At 68.9% G+C, this 18994-nt stretch carries 19 protein-coding genes and 1 tRNA gene; 10 read left to right on the forward strand and 10 right to left on the reverse strand.

The window, feature by feature from the left end:
* Window positions 1-12: 12 nt before the first annotated feature.
* From DW298_RS01170 to DW298_RS01185, 4 genes are all read left to right on the forward strand, one after another.
* Window positions 13-603: an ATP-binding cassette domain-containing protein gene (locus tag DW298_RS01170; RefSeq protein WP_168429521.1), complete on the forward strand. Its 591-nt coding sequence runs from the start codon at window positions 13-15 to the stop codon at window positions 601-603.
* Window positions 603-1652, forward strand: a complete 1050-nt coding sequence (locus DW298_RS01175; RefSeq protein ID WP_136040661.1) for a hypothetical protein — start codon at window positions 603-605, stop codon at window positions 1650-1652. Before DW298_RS01170 ends, DW298_RS01175 begins: the two co-directional genes overlap by 1 nt.
* A gap of 275 nt (window positions 1653-1927) precedes the next feature.
* Window positions 1928-2557, forward strand: a complete 630-nt coding sequence (locus DW298_RS01180) for an ABC transporter ATP-binding protein (protein ID WP_136040662.1) — start codon at window positions 1928-1930, stop codon at window positions 2555-2557.
* Window positions 2554-4056, forward strand: coding sequence for a hypothetical protein (locus DW298_RS01185; protein ID WP_136040663.1), 1503 nt, complete (start codon window positions 2554-2556; stop codon window positions 4054-4056). Before DW298_RS01180 ends, DW298_RS01185 begins: the two co-directional genes overlap by 4 nt.
* Before the next feature lie 37 nt (window positions 4057-4093).
* Here DW298_RS01185 and DW298_RS01190 read toward each other — a convergent pair whose 3' ends face one another.
* Window positions 4094-4726: an NAD(P)-binding domain-containing protein gene (locus DW298_RS01190; RefSeq protein ID WP_136040664.1), complete on the reverse strand. Its 633-nt coding sequence runs from the start codon at window positions 4724-4726 to the stop codon at window positions 4094-4096.
* Window positions 4727-4808: 82 nt separating this feature from the next.
* On the opposite strand from DW298_RS01190, the gene DW298_RS01195 reads away from it, so the two are divergent.
* Complete coding sequence (locus DW298_RS01195; RefSeq protein WP_136040665.1) at window positions 4809-5195, forward strand: helix-turn-helix domain-containing protein; 387 nt, start codon at window positions 4809-4811, stop codon at window positions 5193-5195.
* 100 nt (window positions 5196-5295) lie between these two features.
* Here the strand turns inward: DW298_RS01195 and DW298_RS01200 are convergent, their stop codons facing one another.
* The 4 genes from DW298_RS01200 to DW298_RS01215 form a co-directional block, all read right to left on the reverse strand.
* Window positions 5296-5721 (reverse strand): GNAT family N-acetyltransferase, encoded by a 426-nt coding sequence (locus DW298_RS01200; protein ID WP_168429522.1) that lies wholly within the window; start codon window positions 5719-5721, stop codon window positions 5296-5298.
* A gap of 213 nt (window positions 5722-5934) precedes the next feature.
* A complete protein-coding gene (locus DW298_RS01205; protein ID WP_136040667.1) occupies window positions 5935-6531 on the reverse strand; it encodes a ComEA family DNA-binding protein in 597 nt (198 codons plus the stop codon).
* Between the two features lie 199 nt (window positions 6532-6730).
* Window positions 6731-9307, reverse strand: a complete 2577-nt coding sequence (leuS, locus tag DW298_RS01210; protein WP_136040676.1) for a leucine--tRNA ligase — start codon at window positions 9305-9307, stop codon at window positions 6731-6733.
* 34 nt (window positions 9308-9341) lie between these two features.
* A complete protein-coding gene (locus DW298_RS01215) occupies window positions 9342-10664 on the reverse strand; it encodes an anthranilate synthase component I family protein (protein ID WP_168429523.1) in 1323 nt (440 codons plus the stop codon).
* Between the two features lie 41 nt (window positions 10665-10705).
* On the opposite strand from DW298_RS01215, the gene DW298_RS01220 reads away from it, so the two are divergent.
* From DW298_RS01220 to DW298_RS01230, 3 genes are read left to right on the forward strand one after another with little or no spacing between them, the layout of a single operon-like run.
* A complete protein-coding gene (locus DW298_RS01220) occupies window positions 10706-11377 on the forward strand; it encodes a DedA family protein (protein ID WP_136040668.1) in 672 nt (223 codons plus the stop codon).
* A gap of 4 nt (window positions 11378-11381) precedes the next feature.
* Entirely contained in the window at window positions 11382-12407 is a 1026-nt protein-coding gene (locus DW298_RS01225) for a phosphatase domain-containing protein (RefSeq protein ID WP_136040669.1), read from the forward strand.
* 16 nt (window positions 12408-12423) lie between these two features.
* Window positions 12424-13305, forward strand: coding sequence for a 3-methyladenine DNA glycosylase (locus DW298_RS01230; RefSeq protein WP_136040670.1), 882 nt, complete (start codon window positions 12424-12426; stop codon window positions 13303-13305).
* A gap of 3 nt (window positions 13306-13308) precedes the next feature.
* Here DW298_RS01230 and DW298_RS01235 read toward each other — a convergent pair whose 3' ends face one another.
* The 4 genes from DW298_RS01235 to DW298_RS01250 are packed head-to-tail and all read right to left on the reverse strand — an operon-like array spanning window position 13309 to window position 16541.
* Window positions 13309-14514, reverse strand: a complete 1206-nt coding sequence (locus tag DW298_RS01235; protein ID WP_240744967.1) for a glycoside hydrolase family 3 N-terminal domain-containing protein — start codon at window positions 14512-14514, stop codon at window positions 13309-13311.
* 26 nt (window positions 14515-14540) lie between these two features.
* Window positions 14541-15197, reverse strand: coding sequence for an SDR family oxidoreductase (locus tag DW298_RS01240; RefSeq protein ID WP_136040671.1), 657 nt, complete (start codon window positions 15195-15197; stop codon window positions 14541-14543).
* Between the two features lie 28 nt (window positions 15198-15225).
* A complete protein-coding gene (locus DW298_RS01245) occupies window positions 15226-15753 on the reverse strand; it encodes a hypothetical protein (protein WP_136040672.1) in 528 nt (175 codons plus the stop codon).
* A complete protein-coding gene (locus tag DW298_RS01250; protein WP_136040673.1) occupies window positions 15750-16541 on the reverse strand; it encodes a hypothetical protein in 792 nt (263 codons plus the stop codon). Before DW298_RS01250 ends, DW298_RS01245 begins: the two co-directional genes overlap by 4 nt.
* 138 nt (window positions 16542-16679) lie before the next feature.
* Between DW298_RS01250 and DW298_RS01255 the strand changes: the two genes are divergently transcribed.
* On the forward strand, window positions 16680-17702 hold the full coding sequence (locus DW298_RS01255; RefSeq protein WP_136040674.1) for a DUF2804 domain-containing protein: 1023 nt from the start codon (window positions 16680-16682) through the stop codon (window positions 17700-17702).
* On the opposite strand, the gene DW298_RS01260 is transcribed toward DW298_RS01255, so the two are convergent.
* Entirely contained in the window at window positions 17689-18759 is a 1071-nt protein-coding gene (locus tag DW298_RS01260; protein ID WP_136040675.1) for an NAD(P)-binding domain-containing protein, read from the reverse strand. The two genes, DW298_RS01255 and DW298_RS01260, sit on opposite strands and share 14 nt — an antisense overlap.
* A 137-nt stretch (window positions 18760-18896) precedes the next feature.
* Between DW298_RS01260 and DW298_RS01265 the strand changes: the two genes are divergently transcribed.
* Window positions 18897-18969, forward strand: a tRNA-Ala gene (locus DW298_RS01265).
* Window positions 18970-18994 lie beyond the last annotated feature (25 nt).

An 18994-nucleotide genomic window follows, 5' to 3' on the forward strand; every position in this document is an offset into this window, starting at 1 on the left:
CGAGACCTCGCCATGAGATTCGGTTCTCGATGGCTGTTTCAGGGCCTGGAATTTGCGTGGGAGTCGCCCGCCTTCGTCAGCGTCACCGGCCCCTCCGGTTCCGGCAAGACGACTCTTCTCGGTGTCATCTCCGGATCCATCTCCGCGACGGTCGGCGACTGCATCGCCGAAGCCGATGAGACGGGAGTGCCTTCGTCCGCGGGATGGATCGTGCAGAACAGTCCCCTTCTCGTCAGCCGGACGGCGCTGGAGAACGTGGCGCTCGGCCCTCTCTTTCAGCGCGTTCCACAGTCCGAGTCGCTGGCTCGGGCGGGGCAGGAGATGGCTCGTCTGGGCATCGAACATCTAGCGAACGTCCGCGCCAAGAAGCTCTCCGGTGGCGAGCGGCAGAGAGTCACTGTCGCTCGCGCCCTCGCATCCCAGGCGCGACTGATTCTCGCCGATGAGCCCACATCCTCTCTCGACGCGGAGGCGAAATTGCGGGTGGCTACCGCCCTCCGCAGTGCAGCCGACGGCGGTGCCCTGGTCATCATGGCGACGCACGACAAGGACGTGGCGGCCTTCGCCGACACGGTGTTCGACATCGGGCAGAGAACTACCTGATGAAGATCGTCGACTGCGTCTCCGAAGCGATCAGCAACGCCTTCGCCCGACCCCTTCAGACAGCGCTGATCGCCGTGCTCTCGGCAGCGCTGGCATTCGCGGCATTCATCCTCCCGTGGGCGACTGTCTCGCAGGCGCACGCGATGCTTGAGCAGGACATCGCCGAGGGGCGATCGATCATCGTGGTCGGCAGCAGTGGAGGACGAATCTCCACGGAGCGCTGCGACCTGCTCCGTTCGGTTGTGGGAGTCACCACCGCCGGTGCCATCCTGCGACCGGTGGAGTTGAGATCCACCGGCGGAAGACCGATCTCCGCTGTGCTGGTCACTCCCGGGTTGCCGGCTCTGCAATGGCCGGAACTCCCAGACCTCGCCCCAGGAACCGTCGTCGTGCCTTCGACCGAGAACGCTCTTGCAAGCGGCGTCCCCACCCCGGCGATGATCGACGGCACCGAGCGTCAACTCACAGCCGGGGGCACCGCCATCTCGGCAGGACGCATCTCCAGCCTCCATGCGAAGGTGATGATCCCGTCATCGACCCAAAGCGTGGCCACCGAATGTTACGTCGAGGCGACTCCAGGGGCCGAAGCAGGGATCACCTCGGTAGCCGCAGCATGGTTCCCGGCCACAGAGGGTGCCCGCACCATCCCGCTGGTGCCGGGGAAACCTGCTGGAGCGACAAGCCAAGAGCACCTCTCCTCCAGCCCTCAACTCTGGGTGATCCTCTGCGCCATCGGCACCATCGTGTTCGCTGTCGGATCGTCCGTCTGGAGCCGGCGCCATGACTTCGCCGTCTACCAACAACTCGGACTCTCACACCGAGGGTCGCTGGTGATGACTCTGGTCGAGTCCACGATCACGGTCTACATCCCTGCCGCAGGGGGAGTACTCGCGGCCGTGGCTGTCGCCAGCCTCGGCGACGTGCGCACGGAGGCGCTCGAGTTCGCCAGCACCTCTGCGGCGATGTTCATGGTGGGTATCACAATCGTTCCGATCGTTGCGACCTTCATCTGCCTCTCCGTCGGCCGTTCGAGCGCCGGGAAACTCTGAACACTCCACACGAAGATCAGTGCCGGCCGTGGCTATACGGCTTCGTCGAACTCCTCACCGGCTCCGAGGGCGTCGCCGACAGCGGGCTGCACGCTGCCGCCGCCCTCCTAGACTCGGCGAACGTCTCCGCGCAGAAGTTCTCCGGGCTCGGGTTCGTTCCGACCGTGGTCGTACGCCTTGGTGAGCGCACCCGACGAGCGACTCTCGTGCAACTTCGGCGCGTCCTACGGGTCGGCTCACATCCTCTCCCGTAGCGACCTGCGAGGATGATTCGCATGATCGAGGTGGATGAGGTCACGGTGTCCGCTGGCGAGGTGACGCTTCTGCGTCCCGTGACGATGACGGCCACGCGGGGTGAAGCCGTGGTGATCCGCGGCAGGAACGGCACCGGCAAGTCCACCCTGCTCCGGGTGCTCGCCGGCACCCAGAAGCCGTCGAGTGGGATGGTTCGGATCGCCGGAGAAGCGGTGGCTCCGCGTGACCGGGCTTTCCGGCGCCGCGTCGCCACCATGATCGGCCTGCCCCCGATGGCTCCGGACCTCACAGTGTCCGATCACGTCCTGCTGGTCGCGACGACCTGGGTGGACGATCCGGATGCGGCGACCGCGCTCGCCCGTCGTGTCCTCGCCGAGTTGGACTTGACCGCCTTCGGGCAGCGGTTCCCGCACGAGCTGTCGTCGGGCCAGATCCAGCTGTTTGGCATCGCCCTGGCGCTCGCTCGGCCGTTCGACGTGCTGATCCTCGACGAGCCGGAGCAGCGTCTGGACCCGGAGCATGTCGAATCGGTGATCCGGGTGCTTCGCGCGCGACGCGACGAGGGCGCGGCAGTCATCGTCGCCACCCACAGCCCGCTCCTCGCCGACGGACTCGCCGACCGCGCGCTCTGGTTGGATGCCGCGGCATGACACGTCGTGCGTCCGCGGCCATCCGGATCTGGCATGCCAGGAACACCCGCACGAGCGGCGACCGGGGCTATGCGGTCTACCTGTTCCTGATGGTCGCACTGGTAGCTGTGGCGCCGGTCGTACGAGCCGCCTGGCTGACGGTGGCGAGTACGGAGGGCATCTCGCTCCTCTCCTCGCCCACCTCGAGGGAGATCACCGTCCTCGTCGCCGCGGGGCTGTGGGCGGGCGCGCTACTGCTCGGTCGCGACCGCGGTCCTGCCCTGTATCCCCCGTTCCTGACTCATGCCCTCGCCACGAGCGAACTGGCCGGATCCGACGCATTCCGGCGCCCGATGCTGCGCGCCGGTTCACTCGTGTCCGCGGCGACCGCCGCGATCGCCGCGCTGATCGGTGCGGCGCTGGCATCGAGCGGGACCATGGCTCCCCTCGCCGCGGTCGCCTTCGTCGCCGTCGGCGCACTCGTCGGCGTGATCACCACCGTCGCCTGGCTCGCCGGCCAGGTGCTCCCCCATGCTGCGGTGGCGCTCGCCCTCGGCGTCTTCGCGCTGGGGGTGATCACCGCTTCCGTCCCCGCGATGCTGGCGTTCACGCCCTGGGGGTGGGTCGGACTCGCCTATCCGGGCATCGGATCGCCGCACTCACCCGCCGCGTTGATCGCGCTGATCGCGCTGAGTGCGATGCTCGTGATCTCGACGCCGATGCTGATGAACCGGCTCGGCCTCGCCGAGCTGATGGTCCAGGCCGCGCGGTGGGACTCCGCGACCGCACACGCGACGGGCATGGAGTTCAGCGCTGCCGCGACGATCTACCGGCAGCGACCTCAGCTCGGTCGCCGCTTCCGCGCCGTCCGACCGCTCCGACGACACGAGGTGACCTTCTTGGTCCGCGATGCGATCGGAGCGGTCCGAACCCCCGGCCGCCTCGCCGTCGGTGTCCTCGCTCTCGCCGCAGCTGGCGCGCTGACCGCACTCGCGTTCTCCCCGGCCTCCCCCGGCTGGGCGCTGGGTGCAGCGGCCGGACTGATCCTGTTCGCCGGACTCGGACCCCTCACCGACGGCATCCGGCACGCCGCGAGCATCGCGTCCGATATCCCGCTCTACGGGATCAGCGACGAGCAGCTGCTCGCCAGGCACGCGCTCTTCCCGCTGGCCGTGCTGATCATCGTGCTGCTCGCGGCGTCCGTCATGTGCGCGGCCGCGGCGGGGCTCGCGGCGGCAGGACCGATCACGGGTTCGATCGCGCTCGGGCTGCTCACCCTCGTCGCCCGAATCAGCGACGCGATGAAGGGTCCGCTGCCACCCGCGCTGCTCACCCCGATCCCGTCGCCGATGGGCGACCTCGGCGCCGCCGTGCGACTGGCCTGGTCCATCGACGGCCTGCTTCTCGCCGCATTCGCCGGCGCCGCAGCCACACTCGTCTTCGAATCTCCCCTCCTGCTCCTCGGCGCCGCCGTCGTCCTCGTCGGCATCGGCCTCCACCGCTGGCGACACCGCGCGTAGCCCGGAACGGTGTCGGCGGCGACGAGCCGACCCCGCTTCAGTCGACTCCTGGGACGGCTGAACGGGGGTCGATCCCCGCGAACGCCAGCGCGATCACCATGCCGGCCAGTTCCTCGATCTGACGCGCGCGGTGCAGTCCGCCGACGGTGTGTGGGGTTGCTCCAACGGACCGGACGAGGCGGCCCACGGTATCGAGCGCGAGATCGTCGTCGCCGGCCAGCGCCACGACATCTTGCGCCGTTGCTGCTTCCCACCGATCAGCCGGGTGCACGTTGAACGCCTTCACGACGCGAGCTCCCGGAGCACGCTGTGCGATGTGTTCGGCTGCCGATCCGCGGTCGAGGAGGTGACGTCCGACGCCGTGCTCGACCGGGTTCGTCGGATCGATCACGACCTTGCCCGCCAGGGCGCCGTGCACAGCTCCGGTGCGCGCGATCACATCGTCGATGCTCCGCCAGGGCACAGCAAGAAGGACGACGTCAGCCGCCTGGATCGCGTCAGAGGGCGCCACCACGGTCGCCCCTTGACCGATCTGATCAGCGAGGCGCCGGGCGCTGCCGCTCGATCGTTCGCCGATGATGATCTGGTGCCCCGCGTCAGCCCACCTGGAGCCGAGGGCGCGCGACGTTGCCTGCGCCGATGAGCGCGATACGGAGAGAGGAGGAGTCAACGGGGGTCGTAGCTGTCATGTCTCGACCGTACGCAGGCCCCTACGCACCGGACGGTGCGTACCGATCGGAGACAATAGAGGGATGTTCGAGAGAACCGGAGACGTCGATGAGCGCGTGGCGGATTGCCGCGTGCGTGCGGCGACCGATGTCCTCAGCCACCGCTGGGACGGCGTCGTCCTCGCCGCTCTCGGCGCAGGACCTCGTCGTCGCGTGGAGCTTCTTGCGGCCATCGGGCAGATCAAGGACAAGCCTCTGACCGAAGCGCTCTCCCGCCTGATGACCGCGAACCTCGTCGCACGTCGGCACGACGCGGGGTCTTCGCCGATCAATCGCTACGAGCTCACTCCCCTGGGCCGCAGCTTCCACGACGGGCCGCTGCAGACGCTGGCCGCCTGGGCTGAGCAACACGGTGAGCAGCTCCTCGACACCAGCGCCTGCCCGACCGAACCGGAGACTACGGCGCTGTAGCCCGCAACGGTGACTCATGAGGGTCAGCCGCGGCGAGGATGCCGTGGTCCCAAGACGACGGCATGCCGAAGGCTGGCGGAAGTGCAGATCGCCGCTCGCCTCACGCTCGGACGCGAAAGTATCGACTGATCCAGAGGCCGGGAACCGGCTCAGCATCCGACTGGTGCACGAAGCCGAGGGACTCGTACAGCGCTCGGGCCGTCGCATTGTCGCGCCCGGTCGCGACGACCGTCTGGGGCGCAAGCGACATGACCTCCATCACCAACGCAGTGCCGAGGCCCTGTCGGTGATGGGCGGGGCCGACCATGAGACGGTCGAGGTCGGCGACGTCATTCTCCATCGCGTATCCCGCTGCCGCCGCGATCTGATGGTTCTCGTCGATAATGACGAGCCAGTCCAGGCCGGACGACAGCAAGTCGGACTCCGTCTCGTGGAGCGGCGGAATGCGGTCATCACCGATCAGCTGGGCCTCGACGGCATACGCCGCGTGCTGAAGCTCAAGGAGGTGCGATGCGTGAACACGCACTTCATCTGGGGTGAATCGACGCGTCCGCATGGTCGGTCCCCTCACGTTCACATGGTGGAGCCGGTACGACCATTCCGGACGGCCTTCCTCATACCGCTCCTCGCTTGGATCCTCATCGCTGCTCAGCGACCGAAGGCGCGACCGAGAAGGGGACGAATCGCGCTTCGATGTTCGAAGAATACTGAAGGACCGTGTTCGCTAGCGAGCGCGTCGTCACACCCGTACCCCATCGCGCAGGCCGGCGAGCAGCTTCTCACCGATACCGGGCACGGCGAGCAGGTCGTCGACGGAGCCGAAGCGCCCGTTCTCATCGCGCCAGGCGATGATGCGTTCGGCCAGTGCCGGACCGATGCGCGGCAACGTCTCCAGAGCGGCCTGATCGGCGGTATTGAGGTCGACGCGGTCGTCTCCCGGCGGTCCCGCTCCCGGCGCAGCGGCCGCCGACCCCGCGGTCGGAACGACGATCTGCTCGCCGTCTTCCAGCAGCCTCGCGAGATTGACCGCCGCCAAGTCAGCATCGTCGTTCGCGCCACCCGCCGCCGCCAATGCGTCGACCAGACGTGCGTCCAGGTCCAGCACGTAGATGCCGGGGTGGGCGACCGCCCCCAGAACGTGCACGTACAGCTCCCCGGAACCACCGGCGGTCGACGTCTCATCCGGCAACGGCACGGATGCGGTCGGGGATGCCTGGCCGCGCAGAAGACCGAGGCCGACGGCAGCAGACAGCACGACGAGCGCGAGAACGACCCCGGCTCCGATGCTCAGGCGCAGTCGACGCCGTGGCGGGGGTGGTGCCTGCGGGGATGCCATCCAGCCAAGCTAGGCGCGGGAAACGGACTCCCCGGGCACCGAAGACCCGAGTCGTGGACAACCGCTACCCCCGTGCAGGTGGTGCAGAGCGGCCGGCCCGGGCATTTCCGCAGCACGGCCGACAGGGATGACGGCGACGGCCCCTGACGCTCACCGAAGCGAGCACCAGGGGCCGAAAGTCATCCGCGGCGAGAGGAGATCAGCCCTTCACGACGATGCTGACGATCTTCGGCGCCCGCACGACGACCTTCACGATCTCGCGATCGCCGATCGAACGGATCACCCGCTCGTCGGCACGAGCCAGGGCTTCGAGCTCGGACTCGCCGATGCGCGCCGAGACCTCGAGCTGTGCACGGACCTTGCCGCCCACCTGCACGACGGCGGTGACCGTGTCCTCGACCAGCAGCGCGGGATCGGCGGACCTCCACGTCACGAGGCCGACGGAGGGCTCGTGACCGAGCATCTCCCACATCTCCTCCGCGGTGTGCGGTGCGATCAGGTCGAGCATCACGGCAATCGTCTCGGAGGCCTCGCGCACCGCCGGGTCCGCAGCGCCGGCGTCGCCGTCGATCGTCTTACGGGTGACGTTCACGAGTTCCATCAGGCGAGCGACGAGCACGTTGAACTTCGTCTGCTCGACCAGAGCGGGAGCCTCCGCGAGCAGCTTGTGCGTCGCGCGACGCAGTGCCGCATCGCCGCCGTCGAAGACCACGTCCACGGGGCTCGAGACCTCGCCGGCGACGCGCATGGCCCGCGCCAGGAACTTCTGAGCGCCGGTCGTGGAGACGTCGGCCCAGTCCTTGTCGTCCTCGACCGGACCGGCGAACGCCAGCCCGACCCGGAGCGCGTCGGCGCCGTGGGCATCGAGCTCGTCCTGGAAGAGCACCAGGTTGCCCTTGCTCTTCGACATCTTGGTGCCGTTGAGGATGACCATGCCCTGGTTGATCAGGTTCGAGAACGGCTCCGTGAAGTCGATCAGGCCCATGTCGAACAGCACCTTGGTGATGAAGCGCGCGTACAGCAGGTGCAGGATCGCGTGCTCGACGCCGCCGATGTAGGAGTCCACCGGAGCCCAGCGAGCCGCCTGAGCGGGATCGAACGCCACGGTGTCGCTGTTCGGCGACAGGAACCGCAGGAAGTACCACGAGCTGTCCACGAACGTGTCCATGGTGTCGGGATCGCGCAGCACCGGGTCACCCGTCGCCGGATCGGTCGTGCGCACCCAGCTCTCGGCACCGCCCAGCGGCGACGTGCCCTTGGGCTTGAGGTCGAGTCCCTCGACGCTCGGCAGCTTCACGGGGAGCTTGTCCTCGGGGACCGGGATGATGCTGCCGTCCTCGGCGTGCAGCATCGGGATCGGCGTGCCCCAGAACCGCTGGCGCGAGATCAGCCAGTCGCGCAGCCGGTAGTTCTTCGCGGCACGGCCGGTTCCGGTGGACTCCAGCTGCTCGATCGCGCGGGCGATCGCGTTGCGCTTGGAGAGACCGTTCAACGCACCGGAGTTGATCATGCGACCATCGCCGGTCAACGCGATGCCGGTCGATGCCGGGTTCTGCTCCTCGAGCGCGGCGCCGGTGTCGATCGGCACGCCCTCCTCGTCGACCTCTATCACGGGCATCGCGCCGGTGACGGGAGCGGTCGTGTCGACGACGACCTTGACCGGCAGGTCGAACGCGCGGGCGAAGTCCAGGTCGCGCTGATCATGCGCCGGGACGGCCATGACTGCACCGTGACCGTAGTCCGCCAGCACGTAGTCGGCCGCCCACACGGGCAGCTTCTCGCCGTTGACCGGGTTGATCGCGTAGCGCTCGAGAAAGACACCGGTCTTCGGGCGGTCCGTGGACTGCCGGTCGATGTCGGTCTCCTTCTGCACCTGCTCCAGGTACGTCTGGAAGCGCTGGCGCACCTCGTCGGGCGCCTCGGCCGCGAGTTCGGATGCCAGGTCGGAGTCCGGGGCGACGACGAAGAACGTGGCGCCGTGCAGCGTGTCAGGGCGCGTCGAGAAGACCGTCACCGGCTCCGGGCGACCCTCGATCACGAAGTCGACGTCCGCGCCGATCGAGCGGCCGATCCAGTTGCGCTGCATCTGCAGCACCTTGTGCGGCCAGAAGCCCTCGAGCTGGTTCAGGTCGTCGAGCAGTCGATCGGCGTAGTCCGTGATGCGGAAGTACCACTGTGTGAGCTTCTTCTTGATGACCTCGGCACCACAGCGCTCGCAGCGACCGTCGACGACCTGCTCGTTGGCGAGCACCGTCTGGTCGTTGGGGCACCAGTTGACCGGGCTCTTCTTGCGGTACGCCAGACCGCGCTCGTGCATCTTCAGGAACAGCCACTGGTTCCAGCGGTAGTACTCGGGGTCGGACGTGTGCAGCACGCGGGTCCAGTCGAACGAGACTCCGTACGCCTGGAACCCCTCCTTCTGCTGCGCGATGTTCTGGTAAGTCCACTCGCGGGGGTCGGCCCCACGGCGGATCGCCGCGTTCTCGGCGGGCAGACCGAAGGAGTCCCAGCCGATCGGGTTCAGCACGTTGTGCCCGCGGTGGCGCCAGAAACGGGCCACGATGTCGGAGTAGAGGTAATTCTCCGCGTGCCCCATGTGCAGGTCGCCCGAGGGGTAGGGGAACATCGCGAGGACGTATCGCCGCGGCCGGGTGTCCTCGTCGCCGCCGGTGAGGAACGTACCGTTCTCCGCCCAGTACTTCTGCCACTTCGTCTGGATGGCGTGCGCCGACGGGGCCTCGTCGTCGGCGGGAGCGGTGGACAGGTTCTCAGACAACGAACGCACGACCAATCTGAAGGAAAAAGCGGGATCAGTTCAGGATATCGGAACGCCAGAGCGCAGGCATTTCCGCACCGAGCGCGGCCAGGGGCGCTCGCGCCTTCGTCGCCACCTCGGCGACTTCGGCCGCCGGCGCGGAACCCCAGGTGATCCCTCCCCCGGCGCCGACGACCGCCCGTTCCCCGTCGATCAGGATGCTGCGGATGACCATCGCGAGGTCGAGCGCACCATCCGCCCCGATGTAGCCGAAGCAGCCGGCGTAGACGCCGCGCGGCCCGCCTTCCAGCTCGTGCAGTCTCGTCATCGCCGAGAGCTTGGGCGCACCCGTCATGCTGCCGGCGGGGAAGGCGGCGTCGAGCAGAGAACCGACGGTCGTCCCGGCCGCAGCGACACCGCTCACCGTGCTCACGAGCTGATGCACGGCGGGATAGCTCTCGACCACCCACAGCCCGTCCACCCGGATGCTTCCCGGTTCGCACACGCGGGAGAGGTCGTTGCGCATCAGATCGACGATCATCACGTTCTCCGCGCGCTCCTTCCGATCGAGTGCGAGCTCTGCGGCCAGAGCGACATCCTCCACCGGGTCGGCACTGCGGGGACGGGTGCCCTTGATGGGGCGGGTGCGGATGACGCCGCCGTCGACGTGGAGGAACTGCTCGGGGCTGGCGCTGAGCAGCGTGCGGTCGCCGATCCGGAGGAACCCGCCGTGGTGCGCGGGGGTCGCGGCGCGCAGGCGACGATAGACGTCGACGGCATCATACGGGCCGACCACGGTGAACCGCGTCGTCAGGCACAGCTGGTACGCGATGCCGGCGCGGATCAGATCACGGCAGCGTTCGATGAGCGCGGCGTACTCCTGCGGGTCGTGTCGCCCCTCGGCGACACGGGAATCGCCGTCGGGTAGCGCCTGCGGGACAGTCTCGTCCGGCGCGTCCTCGACAGCGGAGACTCGAGCCGCCCAGGCCGGGAGGTCGCCGTCGTCGCTGAGCGCCCAGACGCGCCGCGCGGCGTGATCGAAGGCGACCACGTGCGTGGCCCGCAGCCAGACGCCGCCGGTCTCGTTGACGCGCCCGCTCACCGGGGCACCGGCGGCCGCGGCTCCGGACTCGTAGTCGAGCCAGCCCACCCATCCTCCGGAGAACGGCGGAACGGTCCGATCGGCAGGAGCGCCACCCAGTGCCACCTCCCGCGGCAGGGACGAGCGCTCCCCCGTGCCGACGAAGCTCCAGCCCTCCGTGGCATCCGCTCCCGCGTCGAGCCAGAAGAGATCCGCGACCTGCGCCTCGAGCATCCGGAACACGGACGACGGCTTCACCCAGGAGGGAAGTCGTCGAGCAGTCAGCTGTTCGGGCACCTTTCCAGCCTAGGACCGGGCCGCTCCCGTATTCTCATGACGTGGACGACCTCCTGCTCTGGCTCCTCGACACCGTGCAGTCGATCGATCCGGTCACGCGCACTCTGGTCGCAGGTCTCGCCGTCATGCTGGAGACCAGCATCCTCATCGGGCTCATCGTCCCCGGGGACACCATCGTCATCATCGCGTCGATGGGCGTCGCCACCGTCTGGGAGGGCATCGCGATGGGCGTCGCCGTCGTGATCGGCGCGCTGATCGGCGAGAGCATCGGATTCTGGCTCGGCCGTTGGCTCGGCCCGCACATCCGCGTGTCCTGGCTCGGCCGCAAGATCGGCGAACACAACTGGGTCAGGGCAGAGAACTATCTCGAGCGCCGCGGCGGCATCGCGATCTTCCTGTCGCGATTCCTCCCGGTGCTGCACTCCCTCGTCCCCCTCACCGTCGGTATGAGCGAGTACCCCTATCGCAAGTTCCTGGCATGGACCGCCCCGGCATGCATCCTCTGGGCGACCGCGTATGTGAGTGTGACTTCCCTCGCGGCCGGCAGCTTCCGCGAGCTCGTGGATCGCGTGCACTTCGCGGGCTACATCTTCGTCGGCGTCATCGCGCTCTTCCTGCTCCTCGCGTACTTCGGCAAGAAGCTGCTGCAGCGGCTCGAAGCCCGCCATCAGGAGGCACCGGAGTCGGCGACCGACTCCGACGTGAAAGACTGAGTCAATGGCATCGGCTCCCCCAGCCCCCCGGATCCACTGGTTCGCCCGACTCGAGCATCGCTTCCATGTCTGGCGTGAAGGTCGTGCGCGCCGCCGCGGCCGTGTCGCCACGATCCTCCCGTTCCCCGGTTACGGCGGCCCCGGCTGGGTGCGCGTGGTCGGCCGAGTGCTGATCGTGCCCCCGCAGCGGCGCACCCGCGACGGTGAGCCGGCGAGTGTGCGCGGCTGGCGCAGCTTCGTCGGGATCCCCGTCGGGTACGCATCCGTGACCGTGCATTTCGGAGAGACGACGCATCAACTGGTCGCCGATCGCGGCGGCGTGGTCGATGCGAAGATCCCCGTCGACCTGGAGCCCGGCTGGCAGACGTTCATGATCTCGGTCGAGGGACAGGAACCGGTCGAGGCGGGCGCCTTCATCGTCGCGGAGGGGACCACGTTCGGCGTCGTGTCCGACGTGGACGACACCGTCATGGTCACAGCCCTGCCGCGTCCGTTCATCGCGTTCTGGAACTCGTTCGTGCTCGACGAGCACGCCCGTCTCCCCGTCCCCGGGATGGCCGTGCTCCTCGACCAGCTGCTGCGGCAGCACCCCGGCGCGCCGATGGTGTACCTGTCCACCGGCGCGTGGAACGTCGCCCCGACCCTCTGGCGGTTCCTCGGTCGTCATCTCTTCCCGGCAGGCTCGATGCTCCTGACCGACTGGGGTCCGACGCATGAGCGCTGGTTCCGCAGCGGGCGTGAGCACAAGCTCACCAATCTGCGTCGACTGGCGACGGAGTTCCCCGACGTGAAGTGGCTGCTGATCGGCGATGACGGTCAGCACGACGAAGCGATCTACTCGCAGTTCATGGACGAGCATCCCGATTCGGTCGCCGGCGTCGCCATCAGACGCCTGCTGCCCGCCGAGGCCGTGCTCGCCGGTGGACGCGCCGACCGCGAGCCGCATTCCGAAGACGTGGCACCGTGGGTGAGCGCGGAAGACGGCGCCGGTCTCCGCGACCTCCTCGGCGAAGTCGGCATCCTGCACTGACGAGAACACGGCAGACATGGACACGCTCGTCGAGAAGGCGATCCCCCGCGATGAATGGCTCGACCGTGAGCAGGCGCATCAGGATCGCGCGGACACCCTGACGGCCGGACATCGTGAGCGCGCCGCCCGATCCGAGAAGCACCCCGTGTGGGACTTCCTCCACACCTACTACTCCTACAAGCCCGCGCAGCTTCGGCGCTGGCATCCGGGAGCGGGCGTCGAGCTGCAGGATGCGCCGGAACGCCTCTCATGGCGCTGGTATTCGCCGGGTGACACCGCTGGCGGCGCCGTGCCCGACCCCCGGTCGTTCGCACAGGAGAAGGCCGACCTCGCCGCCCTCGTCGAACGGATGCTGCGCCGCACGGCCTCGCGCCCCGGCCAGTTCGGCTGTTTCGGACTGCACGAGTGGGCCATGGTGTACCAGGCGGACGAGCATCGCCACGCGGTACCGCTGCGTCTGGGACAGGCGGGCACGGATGCGGTCGTCGAGAACCATGACCTGCGCTGCACGCACTTCGACGCATTCCGGTTCTTCACCCCGGAGGCCGTTCCCCGCAACCGCACGCCCCTGAGCCGTGAGGATCAGCCGCTGTTCGAGCAACCAGGGTGTCTGCATGCGGGGATGGATCTCTACAAGTGGGCGACGAAGCTCGGACCGCTCATCCCGGGCGAACTCCTCCTCGACTCGTTCGAGCTGGCGCGCGACATCCGGCTGCTCGACATGGAGGCCGCGCCCTACGATCTCTCCGCGTGGGATGTCACCCCGGTGCGCATCGAGACGCCCGAGGGCAAGGCGGAGTACGTGCGTCGGCAGCGCGGATTCGCCGAACGCGGTGCCGCTCTGCGCACTGCCCTGCTGGCCGCGTGGCTCGGCGACGGCGCACGAGAAGCGGCCTGAGCGTCACTGCACCGGTTCGCAGTCGGCGCAGAGCGTCCATCGCGCCGATGCCGCTGCCAGCTGCGCGCGCAGCGTGAGCACCCGCGTCGCCGCCTCTTCGAGCCGCTCCTTCGGAAGCGTGCCCGCCTCGACCGCGTGCGCGATGCCGGCCGCCATCTTCCCCGCCGTCTGCCCGTCGGAGCCCGCGATCATCAGCACCAGGTCGTTGCCGGCGGCGATCGCGGCGACGCCGTTGGCGACCGGATCCGCGTAGGCGGGATTCCCCGACGACAACAGCATGCCGAGGTCGTCGGTCACCGCCACCCCGTCGAAGCCGAGCTCCTCCCTGGCGATCGCGTGCCACTTCGGAGAGAGGGAAGCAGGCAGGGCGTCGACGGCGGTGTAGGCGAGATGCCCGTACATGAGCAGAGACGCTCCGGCATCGATGCCCGCCGCGAACGGAACGGCCTCGGTGCGGCGCCATTCGTCGAGTCCCATGCTCGTGCTCGGAATCGCGGAGTGCGAGTCGCCGGGGGCGGCACCGTGTCCGGGGAAGTGCTTGAGCGTCGACGCGACGAACTGCTCCTGTGCCGTGGTGGCGGCCGCCACCCGATCCGCGGAGCTCGCAGGGTCGGTGCCGAGCGCGCGGCCGTAGATGAACGTTCCCGACTCAGCCGTGAAGTCGGCCACCGTGCCGAAGTTCACCGTGATCCCCGCCCGTGCCACGAGAGACCCTCGGGCCGTGAACGCTGCGGAGGTGTCATCGACCGGCTGCCCCTTCAGCGTGGTGGAGGACGCGTAGTCGTCGCCGTGCAGCCGCGAGACGATGCCGCCCTCCTGGTCGACCGCGATCAACGGGGGCAACGCGGGATCGATGGTCATCGCGGCGGTGAGAGCCTGCAGCTCGGTCTCCGTCGCGGGGATGTTCGCCCCCATCAGGATGAACCCGCCGAGACCGGACTGCATGTAGGTCCGGAGCGCGGCCGGGTCCGTGCCCGACACGTGGCCCATGACCACCGTGGAAGCCTGCTCTGCCACGGACATCCCCTGCACCAGAGCGGTCGCATGCGCGGCCGGGCCGGTGGTTTCCCCGCCCGAGGAGACGGCGGTCGGGGTGTGGGAGCCAACCGTCGACGGGATGGGCGACGCGACGGCTGCCGGCGAGGCGCACATCGCTGCCGTCGCGACGACCGCCAGCGCTCCTGCGGCCCAGCGACGGTATCGAGACATGACGGGTCCTGTGCGGTGTGGACGCGTCAGCAGCCGAGCGCCTCGGCGATCGGCACCGAGGTGGCGGGGTCGCCGTTGCCGAAGCGGATCGTCCGTCCGATCGTGCACGGTCCGTGGAGCGCTGCCGCGATGACCGCGGCGACATCGGCCCGCGAGACGGCTCCGCTGCCCGCGGGGTCGATCTGGATCCGAGAGGTCGGCTCGTCGAACGTGAGCGTGCCAGGGGCGAGGATCGTGCCGTCCAGCGCACTGCCGCGCAGATGCTCGTCGGCGGCCCACTTCGCGTCGGCGTAGGGGAAGAAGGAGTCGTTCTCTGGCACACCGTGATCGGCCGTGGAGCCGAGCCACGACACCATCACGTAGCGGCGGACACCTGCACGCTCGGCCGCGTCCATCGACCGCTGCGCGGCATCCCGATCGACCGCGTACGTGCGCTCCGGGGATCCGCCGCCGGCGCCGGCCGACCACACGACCGCATCGTGTCCGCGGATGATCTCGGCGATCTCCTCCACTCCGAGATTCTCGACATCGGCGACGAGAGCCGTGGCCCCCGTCGCTTCGACATCGGAGGCGTGCTCCGGGTTGCGGATGACGCCGGTGACCTCGTCGCCGCGGGCGACGAGCAGTGGCGCGAGCCGAAGGGCGATGCGGCCGTGGCCGCCGAAGACGATGATGCGCGACATACCCTCACCCTACGCGCCTGCTCCGACGTCAGCGCGGGGTCTGATCGCTGTCGATCACGAACGCCTGAGGATGGCTCGGCAGGTAGCGGACGACGACCGGCTCGCCGCTCGTCAGGAACGCATCTCGATCCGGGTACACGGCGGGCGTGAAGAAGTTGCTCTCCAGCGTGTACTCGACGCCCTCGGCGGTCGTGAAGGTCACCCAGTCCCCCTCCAGCGTCCCGGTGGTGGGGCGGCCGTTGTCGTAGATGTACGCCCGGGTCACGGGCACTCCGGTGAGGCTGAGGATCCCGATCACGAGGGATCCGACCATGAGGAGCGCCAGCACGCGGGCCCCGATGCGGACGACGCCACCCCAGAACCGACCTTGCGGGCGTTCCGTGGGGTGCAGCAGTCCCTCCCGCTCCCGGATGCTCCGCAGCGCCTCGCCCGGCACCGCACCCCGAACCGACAGCGCGAACAGCCCGAGAGTCGAGAACCCCGCGATGAAGACCATGGCATAGCCGTGCGAGGCCGGGAAGTTCACCAGCCAGATGAGGGTGTCCATCGGGTTCATCGGGCCGTCTCCTTCTCGATGGTCACCGCGACGGTCTGCGGATCCTCCCGGCGATAGAACGCCCACACGGGAGCGCCGACCTGCAGATGCGGGATCGCCTGGGGGTACACGAACACGGTCGTGTCGGCTTCCCAGGTCGCCGCGCCTTCCGGCGCCATCAGCACCCGCAGCGCGAGCTCGCTCTGCCCTTCACGACGACGGCCCGTCGGTCGCACCTCGAGCACCGACGCCGGTACCTGGATGCCGGTGGTGCGCGCCTTCACCAGCCGGGGGTCGATCAGCCCCCGGTCGATGCGCCACTGCAGCATCGCGTCGCCGACGGCGGGGTCGCTGAGGTCAGCGAGTTCGACCGTGTCCTGGTCGGTCAGGCTGTAGCGCACCGCAACCGGCAGCCCGACCTGGAGCGTCGCGAGGTCGGTGGGCTGCACGAGCATCCGCAGCTGGCCGATGAAGTCGTCGGCGGCGCTCGGGGTGACACGGATGAAGAGGTCGTACTGCGGGACGTCGTTCACCGTCATCCCGGTGCGGGAGACCTCGACGATCGTGCCGACGCCGATCTGCGCCTCACCGCGCGGAGTCCTGCGACGCGCGATGCCCGACAGCATCCCGCCGAAGGTCAACAGCAGCCCCCATGCGACTCCGATGAGGATCGGACCGCCGAGGGTGTCCTCGCCGGCGAACGGGAGGATGGACCGGCGCTGATCCACCCCGAACAGCCCTTCGCCTACCCAGATCACGAGCCAGGCGGACAGCAACAGCCAGACGACGAGGAGCACGATGCGGAGCATGTGCTCAGCGTAGCCAGGCACCGTTCTCCACCCGTGCATAAATCTGCGTGCAGGGCCCTCGTCCGACGCGGCGGGGTCCTCTACACTCAGGGCAACGATGCCGACCCGAACGGCATCCCTCCCGACAGCAGGACGACGATGCCCACACCGCTGATCGAGCGCGAGATCACCGCGCCCGTCTCGCTCACGACTCCCGACGGAACGCTCAACCGCGATGCGCTCGGCTGGTCCCGCCTCCCGCTGCACGACACGTCCGGGATCCCCGGACGTGGTCGCTGGGGGCGCAACAAGCGCTGGGAGTACTGGAACGTGATGACCCCGTCCCACATCATCGCGTTCACCGTGTCGTGCGTCGACTACCTGGCTCTCCACGAGGTCTGGGTGCTCGACCGCGCGACCGGGGAGGACATCGGCTCGACGGTGGTCTCCCCCGGAGCACGCTCCGCGACCCTCCCGCCATCGCTCGGAGACGGCTCGACACAGGCCCGCACCCGCCGGATCACGCTCGACATCGACGAGACGTTCGACGGCACGCGCCTGCGAGGCACCGCGCCCCGGGTGTCGTTCGACATGCTCGCCGCCCGGCCGCCCGAGCATGAGGCGCTCGGCGTGGTCGTGCCCTGGCGTCGTGGAGAGGATATCCGCCGGTTCCAGTACACGGTGAAGGATGTGGCGCGGCCGACGACCGGCACCGTCGCGATCGACGGCCGAGCCTACGACGTTCCGGTGGGTAGTTGGGCGGTTCTCGATCACGGCCGCGGGCGCTGGCCGTACCGCGTGCACTGGAACTGGGCGGCGGGCAGCGGCATCGTCGACGGCCGCACGATCGGGTTGCAGCTCGGCGCGAAGTGGACGGACGGTTCCGGAGCCACCGAGAACGCACTGCTCGTCGACGGCCGCCTGTCGAAGATCAGCGAGGAACTCGTGTGGGATTACGACTCCGAGCGTTTCATGCGCCCGTGGCGGGTGCACGGCGCGGCGGCCGACCTCACCTTCTCCCCGTTCTACGACAAGAGATCGCGCACGAATGCGCTCGTCATCGCCAGTCGGACGGATCAGCTGTTCGGCGTCTGGACGGGATGGGTGCGCGACGACACGGGTGCGCAGGTGCGCGTGGACGGTATCGAGGGCTTCGCCGAAGAGGTCGTCAACCGGTGGTGACGCTCGCCCCCGCGGACCGCAGCGCGCGCTGCACGCCCTTGGCCGCGGAGCGCCCGGCACGATTCGCGCCGATCGTGCTCGCCGAAGGCCCGTAGCCGACCAGCTGCACTCGCGGATCGGCGACCGCGGTCGTGCCGCGGCCGTTCCGGTCGAGCTGGATCCCCCCGGCGGTGCTGCGCAGGTGCAGGGGCGCCAGGTGGCTGATGGCCGGACGGAACCCGGTGGCCCAGAGGATGACGTCCACGCGCTCGAAGCTGCCGTCGGCCCAGCGCACTCCGTCGGGCTCGATGCGCGCGAACATCGGGCGGCGTGCGGCGTAGGCGCCCAGCCGCTCGGCCTCGCGTTCTTGCGGACGCAGCATGAGTCCGGTGACGCTGACCACGCTCTCGGGAGGGAGTCCTGCGGCGACACGCTGCTCGACCAGAGCGACCGCGGCCGCCCCGGCTTCGGGTGTGAAGTCATCGGTCCGCCACACAGGTTCCCGGCGCGTGACCCAGAGGGTGTCCGTGATCGGGGCGAGAGCGCCGAGGAACTGCACGGCGGACGCTCCCCCGCCGACCACGAGCACGCGCCTGCCGACGAAGTGCTCCGGCCCCGGGTAGTCGACCGTGTGCAGCTGCTCCCCGACGAAGGTCTCCATACCGGGGAAGTGTGGGAGGAACGGATGCGACCACGTCCCGGTCGCGTTCACCAGCGTGCGGGTCGTCCACTCTCCCTCGCGCGCTCGCACGACCAGGAGTCCGTCTCGGTCCTCGACCCGTTCGACGTGCACCGGGCGGAGCACCGGGAGCGCATGCTTGCGCTCGTAGGAGGCGAAGTACTCGGGGACCGCGATGTTGGCGCGGGCGCCGTCACGCGGCGGAGGCGTGTCGTCGGGAAGTTCGGCGACGCCGTGCACGTCGCGCATCGTCAGGGCGTCCCAGCGGTGCTGCCAGGCTCCGCCCGGGCGCGCATCGGCATCGAGCACCACGTGCGAGATGCCCAGTCGCGACAGGTGGAACGATGCCGAGAGACCGGCCTGCCCTGCGCCGATCACCAGACTGTCGAGGATGCTCACGATGAACAGAACGCTCCGCTCCTCGCGGTTGTTCCAGCCGCAGGACGACACTCCCGGGCGGCCGCCGCCGATTGGTGCTCGCGCGGATTCGTGTAGTACTCTTTTCAAGTTGCTCCGGCTTCTACGGAGCGGCATCTGGGCCTGTGGCGCAGCTGGTAGCGCACCTGCATGGCATGCAGGGGGTCAGGGGTTCGAGTCCCCTCAGGTCCACAACGAAACCCGCGAGAGATCGCGG

The sequence above is a fragment of the Microbacterium sp. A20 genome, assembly GCF_004794515.1.
Taxonomy (GTDB): domain Bacteria; phylum Actinomycetota; class Actinomycetes; order Actinomycetales; family Microbacteriaceae; genus Microbacterium.